Genomic DNA, 6966 nt, shown 5'->3' with positions numbered 1-6966 from the left:
TTTGACTTGACATCTACCGCTCGGCACGCCGTCCAGGAACGTCCACTGATGTCCATCAAGCCAGGCCAAGGCCTCCGTGATGTCCACTGGCGTCCGACCCGGTTGCAGTACAATTGCAGTACTGCGACTCGGCCGGCGATGATTACAGAGCGTTCGGCAGACCCGTCGATCCGCGAGTTCCGTGAATGTCTATGGTCACCGGCTGCCCCAGACCATCCATCCGTCTGCTTGTCATCCGTTGCCGTCTGTGCTAAAGCGCCGACTCGACTGGAGTCGTCCGCTGGTCATCTGAGCCGTGTCCGTAGCGCTGCGACCAACCGTCTCTCCAAAAAATCAACACTCGCACGTCGCGTGCTGCGAGACGCGCGTCGGCGAGTCTCCCACGACACACGCTCGGCCAATAAGAGGGCGGTACTGGACGAGTCTTCGTATCGTCTACACAAAGGCGACGCTCCTATGGATATCATCTCTCGGACGTCGTGCGTACCGAACGGGGGCCCTCCATGATCGACATGTCTACCTGGCCAGACTTGGAGGTAGACGTGATCGACACGTTGGTGCTCGACAAACGCAACGTTCGGCTTACCGCTACACCTGTCGGCGCAATCGAAACAGACATTATTGCAGACCTTTTTAAAAACGAACAGGCGTTCAGTCTTCTTGAGGCTATCGTTAAGGTCGGGTATTTGACCCATGAAGTTCCTATCGTCGTTCATCGGCGGGAGGGTTTGGTCGTAGCGGAGGGAAATCGCAGGGTCGCTGTTCTGAAAGCGATTCAGAATCCCTACCTGGCGGCGGGTTATGAGACTCGAATTCTTCGATTGGTTCGAGATCTTCCGAATAGGGATAACCTCAAGAAAATCACGGTAAAGGTAGCGCCAAGCCGAGACGACGCCGATCAACTTATCGCGGCCTTGCACACGAGTAATCCCCGCAGGGCATGGAATCCTGACCGTCAAGCCGATTTTTTTCAGGCTCAGGTCGACGCAGGGCGAACCCTCGCGGAGCTAAAACAGCGGTACCCGACGGTCGAGGTTGGCAAATTCGTCTTTAGAGCCAACTTTCTCAATGCTTTCAGGTCTGTCGAATTTGCGGACAGCTCACTAACCGACTATGCACGAGACAAATCTAACAGGCGCATAACGGCAACCTTGGCGCGACTGTACGAGTCGTCCCCGTTCCAAGCTCTACTGGGCCTGAAGCTAGATGAGGTCTCAGGCCGACTGCAGATGACCGTTGATGCGCGCACTTTTGCGAAGATCGCCGAAGTAATTGCTAACGGGATTCGAGAAGGCGACCTTACGACGCGTACCCTAAACAAAACAACGAGCCCGCGCTACGAGTCGCTTCTAGAAGAGCTAGAGGAAATTCGTAATCTGGGTATGGTAGGCAATGATGACTCAGAAGAGAACATTGGGGATGAAGGGATTGGCTCCTCGCCAACAAACAGCGATTCGGATACAAATCCCGAGCCAAAGAAAAAGAGATCAGGGCGAAGGGACGCTGGAACTCCCAATCCCAAAGCTGGAGATGAGGCAGAAAGCGGAAGCAAGGTTTCTCCACCTGAGTCTCCCAAGCCTAACCCTCGTCGTCCAGCACGGTCAGCCGTTCTTGAGACTAGTCAGCTAGTTGTACCTCCTACTTACCCTGAGGCAATCAAGAAGATTCTATTCGAGCTTACAAAGCTACAAGTAGAGAAGTTTCCGAACGCTATTTTCGATCTGATGCGGACTTTCTTGGAGAAGGTTATTAAGGCATACGCCGATTCGCTCGGCGAGGATATTCGTCAGACGCACAACCAGAGGGGCTACGTCTATCTTAGCCACTGTCTAGACTGGTTGGACGATCATTACGAAAAAAACGGCCCCCGTCAGCTAATTCAGGTAGTCCGCAAGGTGAAAGGGGGCAAGTTGAACGGGTATATTGCATCTCAAGACCACTTGAATGCGATAAATCATAATCATGAGATCTTTGCCACGCCAAGTGACGTCCGAGAGTGCTGGGATGTCATAAGCAGTATTCTACGAGAGATCCTCAAGCCATGAGTAGTCGGCGAAGCTCTGGCGGCCTGCTAAGGCGTCCGATAATCTCACCATTGCGCTACCCGGGCGGCAAAGCCTCTCTTTATCTCAGGCTGGCGGACCTGATCCGCTCAAATCGGCTATCGTATGGCACGTACGTCGAGCCATACGCAGGAGGTGCCGGTGCGGCACTGGCACTCCTAGTCACTGGTCAGGTACGTCGAATCGTAATCAATGATTTGGATCCTGCTGTCTACGCTTTTTGGCGAGCACTTAAAGAAGATCCTGAATCCTTTAGTCGTCGAATTGAGAATGTAGATCTAAGCGTAGGCGAATGGCGTAAGCAAAAAGAAATACAGACTTCTGTAGACCGGAGCGACTTCCAAGCTCTAGGGTTTTCCACCTTTTACCTCAATCGTACGAATAGATCGGGCGTCCTGAATGGTGGTCCGATCGGAGGCCTTGATCAGTCTGGCCCTTATAAGATCGATGCACGCTTCAATAGATCGGATCTGGTCGAGCGCGTTCGGCTATTTAGCCTACACTCTAAAAGAATCACTGTTCTGAACCTTGACGGACGAGAAGTGATTCGTAGGTATAGTCCTCGCGACGACGTTTTCGTCTATGCCGACCCCCCCTATTTCGAGAAGGCGGGATCACTGTATTTGAACTCCTTCTCCGAGGCCGATCATGCTGCGCTTGCCAAGTGTCTGAATTCTCGGGCATCAGCTATCTGGCTCTTGACATATGACAACTCGCCAAAGGTGGCGGAACTGTATCCTGATCGCCGCCGTACGATTTTCAGCCTAAACTATTCGGCACATCGAATTGCTCGTGCAAAGGAGGTGATGGTTTACTCAGACGCTCTCGCGTTAGTTGCGAGTCAGCAGGCATTGTGGTCCGAGAATGAGGCGTGACCGTAATGAACATGATGGAATTTCGTGCGTACCTCTTTTTCATCGTTCTGCAGCGGATCTGCGCGGTGCGAGCGGGCCTGGACAGGTAGTCCCAGGGCCTCGGTCGACCTGAACGCCGGCGTTCCCCTAAGCCTTCGATTTCTGTGTTCCGCGGTGCGGGCTGGCGACGCACCGGCGAGCACGGCCGTCCACGGCCGCGCGCAGCCGTCGTGCGGCGCGGCCGGCACCGCGTCTTGATCCTAAATCGGCTAATTCGGCAGTCTGCTGGCTTATCGCCGGATGGGTCAGAGAGTGCGGGGTTCGTCCTCGGTGACGGTTCCGCCGATGTCGGCGTGTCCGGGGGGGCCTGGGCGGGCGTGGATGATGGAGCCTTTGCCGTGGTGGAGGGTCAGGGGGCGGCCGAGGGCGGCGGTTAGGCGCATGGCGCCGGATCCGCAGGCTTCGTCTTCGGGGATGCCGACCCGGTCGGCGAAGGTCCGTACTCGGATGGTGCCGGCGTCTTCGTCTTCCCATGCCCATAGTTGGGTGAAGTCCTGGCCGGGGTGTAGGGGGCCGGTGAGGTCGTCGACCTGTTTGGGGTCGTCGAGGCGTTCGTGCCACCACGGCGGGGTGGATGCCAGGGCGGCGCGTACCCACACGCCGTTGTCGTCGGTCCAGGTCCGGGCGTCGCCTCCCTCGGTGCGGAGCACGTCTTGTGGGGTGCCGTGGATGCGGCCGAGGAACCAGGCGGCGCCGACGGCGGGATGCCCGGCGAAGGGGATTTTCGTGCGGGGGGTGTAGATGCTGATCGTGGAGGTGGCGGTGTCGTCGATGAAGACGGTTTCGCTGTAGCCGAGCCGGGCGGCGATCTCCTGGCGGTGCGCGGGGTCGGGGACGGTGGTGGCGGCGTCCTCGACGACTCCGAGGGGGTTACCGTGGTTACCGGCCTGGTCGGTGAACACCCGGACGACCCGTACTGTGACCACCGCTGGTGTCTCCCCTCGGCTTTCCACCGTTTCCCGCGTCGGGGTCATCCTGCCCGTTGGGTGCGGGTTGTGTCCGGGGAATGAGCGGTTCGGGAGCGCGTCGGGAGCGGCCCTCTACGTCTACGGCCGGTGTGTCAGAAGGCGGCGATCTCGTGGCGAAGGTCGGCGGCGGTGGTGGAGGTGCGGTAGCGGGGGGCGTCGAGTAGGGCGGCGATGCGGTCCAGGCGGCGGCGGTGCCAGGACACCCGTTGCTGTGGGGGGATCGTCAGGACCGGTCGAAGGGCGTCGGTGACGCCGTCGATGTTGCCGCGGAGCAGGCGGGCGGTTGCCAGGTAGACATGCGCGAGGATTTCATCCGTGACGAACCGTTGGTCGGCGGGTCCGGTGCTGAACAGGGTGATGGCGGTGGTGATGGCTTTTTCGGCGTCCGCGGCGCCAGTGCTGTCGGGAAGCCAGATCAGGCTTCCACCGGCGTAGTAGTGCTGCATGGCGCGGGGGAAGGTGAACAGCCCGGTTTCGATGTCGGATGGTGGGGTGTCGTGGTCGCTGGCGTCGGCCGCGGCGGCGAGTGCGGCGCGGGTACCGGGGATGTCGCCGAGGTGGGCCAGGCATTGTGCTTCGCCGCTGACGATCCGGGCCAGGCCCGCGCCGGTGGGACGCAGTGCCATCCCGGCGTGGATGTATTGGAGGGCGTCGCGGTGCCGGTTCGCGAAGCGCGCGATCAGGCTTTGGGTGCCTCGCGCCCATACCGCAAGGCCGGTGTGTCCGGCGAGGTCCGCGCACATCAGGGCGGCGCGGGCGTGGGTCATGGCCGGGCCGGGTTTACCCAGGTCGATGGCGCCGTAGGCGAGAATCCCGGAGAGCTGCCCGGCGATCAGGTAGAGGTCGTGGATCTGCGCGGGCCGGCGGGCCTGGTCGAGGACGGCCAGGACCCGGGTGCGGGTGTCGATGCTGTCGGCAAGGACCGCCTCGGGGGGTCCGGCGATGTAGTCGAGGGAGAGCCGGGCGACGTCGTCGGCGAGCTGGTCGAGAACGAGTGGGTCGACGGTTGCCGCGCCGAGCCGTTCCAGGATGGCGGCGGACTGGCGGGCGGCGGCGGTGACCAGGGTGTCGGGGGCCATGTCGAGTCCGGCAGCGGCCGGGATCGCGAGGGACACCGTCCGGCGGGTGGGCAGCGTTTCGGTGGTGCTGGTAGCCGGCGGGGTGTCCGGGCTGGTCTTGTCGCTTTCCAGGCCGAGCCGGGCGCGGGGGATGTTCAGGCCGCTCGCGAACCGCTCGAAGACGGCCAGGGTCATGACCTGCCGTTTGCCGTTGCGGATCTCGCTGATGTGGGACTGCGGCATGCCACAGGCGGTAGCGATCTGCCCCTGGGTGGCACCGGTCCACTTCTGAAAGATTTTCAGCACCGCGGCCATGTCGCGCTGCTCCAGGGCGTGGGCCATCTCGGGGCGGTCCCACAGACCGGCGGGTGCGGCGGGGAGTTCGCGGTTACGTGATGTCACGGCTGCCTCCCGGGCGGGACAGGGGGACGCGGCGGGTTTCAGGCTGTGCACTGTCCGCCAGTGTAACCACCGGGTGTATACGGCCGGCGACCTTTTCAGCGCTCGTGTAGCTCGTAATCGTGGCCGGTGGCCGGTCCGCTCCGGGTGGGAGAGCGCTGCTTTCCGGGCGGGCTGGGCCGGTGTCCCAACAAGGGGAAAACGACCACGAGACGGGGTGCGGCCGGTGACGGCAACCACGACAGGCCCAGCGGACGACGGAAACGCGGAGGAACGGCCATCGGTGCTGTACGGGGTGGTGCGGTTCGAGCCCGGTGGGGAACGCCGGGTCCGCGATACGACGATCACGTTTGATTCGGCGGCGTCGGCGGAGGTGTTCGCGGTGGAAAGCGGCTGGCACGACTATCAGGTGACCCCGCTGTTCTTCTTCGTCGACCGTGCCACGGCGCCGGCGGCGGGCCGGCTGCTGCTGGGGGCGGCGCTGGCCCGGTCGGTGCGGCGGGCCGGCGGCCGATGAGCGGCGGGGAGCACGCCCGGGTCACCGCGCACGGGGACATCCACGCGATCACGATTTTTCCGGCGGATCGTCCGGTGGACGTGCTGGATGCCTGGGCTGCACTGCCGGACGGGGTGGGGTTCGCCGACGCGTTCGGGGATGTGGAAGTGACGTTGGTGTTCCGTCCGCTCGGCGACCTGCTGCCGCCGGGGCCGCCCGGCGGGATGTCCGGCGCGCCGGATTGAGCGTGCAGGCGGCCGGTGCCGTCCCGCGATAAGCGGTGGCGGCGGGGGCTGGGGTGGTGTGCAGGGGTCAGGATCCCGCAGGCGGCAATGCCCGCCCCGGGGTGCTGGCCCCTTTACCTGTGGGCGTGCGCGGTGACGAGTTCTTCGACCGTGGCCAGTCGGAGGCTGAGGTCGGCAAGCTGTTGTTCGATGCGGCCGATACCGGCGAGGATCTCCCGTTCGATGGCCGGCGGTGCCGTGCCGGTCGGGCTGGTCCCGGCGGTCAGGACGCGGATCAGGTGGTCGTCGGGCCAGTCAAGGGCGTGGGCGACCGCGGTCAATGTGGCGTTCTGGACCCGTCGGCCGTGCGCGCCGTGCTGGATGCGGCGCAGGGTGGCCACCGACACCCCGGAGGCGTCCGCGAGTGCCTTCTGTCCGATCCGCTGCTGGGCCATCCGGCTGTTGACCGCGTCGGCGACCGCGTTCCAGTCCTCGTCGGGGCGGGGGCTGCGGGCGGTGTGCACCGGAACGCCGTTTGACATATAGCAAAGGTAACCCGGCTGACCGTGCCGGCGATACTGATCTTCCGGGGGGTGCCGTCGAGTATCCGGTGGCTGTATACACCGGCTGGAAAGCGCTTGGCGAGCGCTTTGTAAGCCGTGCACTGTATGTCCTGCAACGACCGACGGCCGGCACCCGCCGGCACACTGACAAGGTGGGACGAGGTGACAACGGCGATGGCGGTACCGCAACGGATTCCCGTGGCGTTCACGGACGTGTTCCCGCACGGCGCCTACGTGCTCGGGGTGGAACCGGTCAACGACTTCGACAAGGCGAAGGCGGG

The 6966-nt window shown here is 62.7% G+C and carries 7 protein-coding genes and 1 pseudogene; 5 read left to right on the top strand and 3 right to left on the bottom strand.

What is annotated here, in order from left to right; genetic code table 11:
* Positions 1 to 542: 542 nt before the first annotated feature.
* A complete protein-coding gene (locus FrCorBMG51_RS28830; RefSeq protein WP_139342442.1) occupies positions 543 to 2045 on the top strand; it encodes a hypothetical protein in 1503 nt (500 codons plus the stop codon).
* The gene (locus FrCorBMG51_RS34260) at positions 2042 to 2938 is read left to right on the top strand and encodes a DNA adenine methylase (protein ID WP_086055659.1); all 897 of its coding nucleotides are present in this window, start codon (positions 2042 to 2044) and stop codon (positions 2936 to 2938) included. Before FrCorBMG51_RS28830 ends, FrCorBMG51_RS34260 begins: the two co-directional genes overlap by 4 nt.
* A gap of 284 nt (positions 2939 to 3222) precedes the next feature.
* Here the strand turns inward: FrCorBMG51_RS34260 and FrCorBMG51_RS23930 are convergent, their stop codons facing one another.
* Together FrCorBMG51_RS23930 and FrCorBMG51_RS30110 are read right to left on the bottom strand one after the other, a co-directional pair.
* Entirely contained in the window at positions 3223 to 3903 is a 681-nt protein-coding gene (locus FrCorBMG51_RS23930) for a PhzF family phenazine biosynthesis protein (protein ID WP_052914997.1), read from the bottom strand.
* A gap of 134 nt (positions 3904 to 4037) precedes the next feature.
* Complete coding sequence (locus FrCorBMG51_RS30110; protein ID WP_052914996.1) at positions 4038 to 5405, bottom strand: helix-turn-helix domain-containing protein; 1368 nt, start codon at positions 5403 to 5405, stop codon at positions 4038 to 4040.
* Between the two features lie 223 nt (positions 5406 to 5628).
* Here FrCorBMG51_RS30110 and FrCorBMG51_RS23920 point away from each other — a divergent pair, with 223 nt between their 5' ends.
* Together FrCorBMG51_RS23920 and FrCorBMG51_RS23915 are read left to right on the top strand one after the other, a co-directional pair.
* Positions 5629 to 5919 carry a hypothetical protein gene (locus tag FrCorBMG51_RS23920; protein ID WP_047225265.1) on the top strand — a complete coding sequence of 97 codons (291 nt, stop codon included), beginning with the start codon at positions 5629 to 5631 and terminating at the stop codon, positions 5917 to 5919.
* On the top strand, positions 5916 to 6143 hold the full coding sequence (locus FrCorBMG51_RS23915; protein ID WP_047225263.1) for a hypothetical protein: 228 nt from the start codon (positions 5916 to 5918) through the stop codon (positions 6141 to 6143). Before FrCorBMG51_RS23920 ends, FrCorBMG51_RS23915 begins: the two co-directional genes overlap by 4 nt.
* A 113-nt stretch (positions 6144 to 6256) precedes the next feature.
* Here the strand turns inward: FrCorBMG51_RS23915 and FrCorBMG51_RS23910 are convergent, their stop codons facing one another.
* Positions 6257 to 6664 carry a helix-turn-helix domain-containing protein gene (locus FrCorBMG51_RS23910; RefSeq protein WP_175648444.1) on the bottom strand — a complete coding sequence of 136 codons (408 nt, stop codon included), beginning with the start codon at positions 6662 to 6664 and terminating at the stop codon, positions 6257 to 6259.
* 195 nt (positions 6665 to 6859) lie between these two features.
* Here FrCorBMG51_RS23910 and FrCorBMG51_RS23905 point away from each other — a divergent pair.
* Positions 6860 to 6966, top strand: a pseudogene (locus FrCorBMG51_RS23905) (plasmid replication, integration and excision activator); the annotation flags it as partial.

Origin of the sequence: Protofrankia coriariae (genome assembly GCF_001017755.1) — a bacterium.
Taxonomy (GTDB): Bacteria; Actinomycetota; Actinomycetes; order Frankiales; family Frankiaceae; genus Protofrankia; species Protofrankia coriariae.
The sequence above is the reverse complement of the archived record's forward strand: the minus strand, read 5'-3'. Positions and strand labels throughout refer to the sequence as shown.